Source organism: Citrobacter gillenii (genome assembly GCF_013337685.1).
Lineage (GTDB): Bacteria > Pseudomonadota > Gammaproteobacteria > Enterobacterales > Enterobacteriaceae > Citrobacter > Citrobacter gillenii.
This window is the reverse complement of sequence record NZ_SUQN01000023.1, coordinates 1-1,353: the sequence shown is the minus strand read 5'-3', so window position 1 is coordinate 1,353 and position 1,353 is coordinate 1. Positions and strand designations below refer to the sequence as shown.

Sequence of the window (1,353 nt, the reverse complement as noted above, 5' to 3'; positions counted from 1 at the left end):
GTAAAAGGATGAATATAATCACATGGCTAAAAAACCAGGTAATAAAGTAAAGCGTCGCGCATCACTGCCCGCCTCTGAGAATAAAAAAAAGGAACAGCATACAGCAAACGTTGAAACGCAACGCCCCAAAAACCCTTTTTATCGCCGTTCCGTACTGATCCCGCAGGCGGAAAGATGGCAGGAGGATCTGCCGGTTCAGTGGCTGGAGCACGATGTTGAACCCAATGCTATCTGGCTGAATGAAAAGAATGATATCTGGCTGGAAATCCCCCGTTATGAGAATCAGATCTCATGGGGTTGGGGTAATATTTTTTCCTTTATTTCTGTTCTTTTTATGATTTATTTTTTGCTAGTACCATTTATATTCTATGGTATGGACGGTGCTACTCTCGTGGCGATTATAGCATTTCTTTTTTTTCTCTCTCTATTTAAGCTTATGGTCAGAATGACCTATCATTCTCCTCGCGGTACGCCCGTACGTCTAAACCGTAAGCGGCAGAAAGTCTATATTTACGAACATCACCGCAGCAGCTGGAATCCGTGGATAGACTGGCCGGTGGAGGTCCGGGTGTTTAACTGGGATGACGTGCGTGGAGAAATCACCTATGAAGCCGGGCGTTCTCACCAGGGTTACCAGCTGCACGGCGCGGTGTGCCAGCCGGGAACCAACCATGTCCGGGAGCGGTTTGCGCTGACGTGGACGGTAGGTGATAAAGAGGCGCTGCAAGAGCTGTGGTGCTACTGCTGCCACTATATGCAGCACCGCCCGGTGCCTGAGACGGCGCGTTTTGCAGAACACCCGCAGCAATGGGGTCATATCCACTGGCCGGAAGCGCTTGACGTTGAATCACGGACGGCACCGTAAGCGACTGGAAAAATAAATATAACGGTGAGGATGTGCTTTCATTAACGCTTAATGTAAAAGGATGAATGAATATTATGGCTAAAAAGCCAGGCAATAAAGTAAAACGCCGCGCATCACTTTCCGCCTCTGAGAATAAAAAAAAGGAACAGCATACAGAAAACGTTGAAACGCAACGCCCCAAAAACCCTTTCTATCGCCGTTCCATACTGATCCCGCAGGCGGAAAGATGGCAGGAGGATCTGCCGGTTCAGTGGCTGGAACACGATGTTGAACCCAATGCCATCTGGCTGAATGAAAAGAATGATATCTGGCTGGAAATCCCCCGTTATGAGAATCAGATCTCATGGGGCGGCGGTGATATTTTTGCCTTCCTTTTAGTACCATTTATACTTTTTTACTTAATAGTTCCTTTTGTAATTAAATGGGATGTGAGTATTTTTTTAGGCTCTTTATTAGTTTGTGCTTTTTTTATATCTTTCTTTAAATTA

Annotated in this window: 1 protein-coding gene and 1 pseudogene; both read left to right on the top strand. The window is 46.0% G+C overall.

Annotation, left to right across the window (positions count from 1 at the left end):
* The first annotated feature begins 22 nt into the window (after positions 1-22).
* Entirely contained in the window at positions 23-865 is an 843-nt protein-coding gene (locus FCH32_RS23100) for a DUF6708 domain-containing protein (protein ID WP_174361585.1), read from the top strand.
* Between the two features lie 74 nt (positions 866-939).
* Positions 940-1,353 (top strand): annotated as a pseudogene (locus tag FCH32_RS23095) (hypothetical protein); the annotation flags it as partial.

Bases quoted from the DNA above. Each gene is read 5' to 3' on its own strand.
- FCH32_RS23100 (WP_174361585.1), top strand. From the start codon at position 23: ATGGCTAAAAAACCAGGTAATAAAGTAAAGCGTCGCGCATCACTGCCC.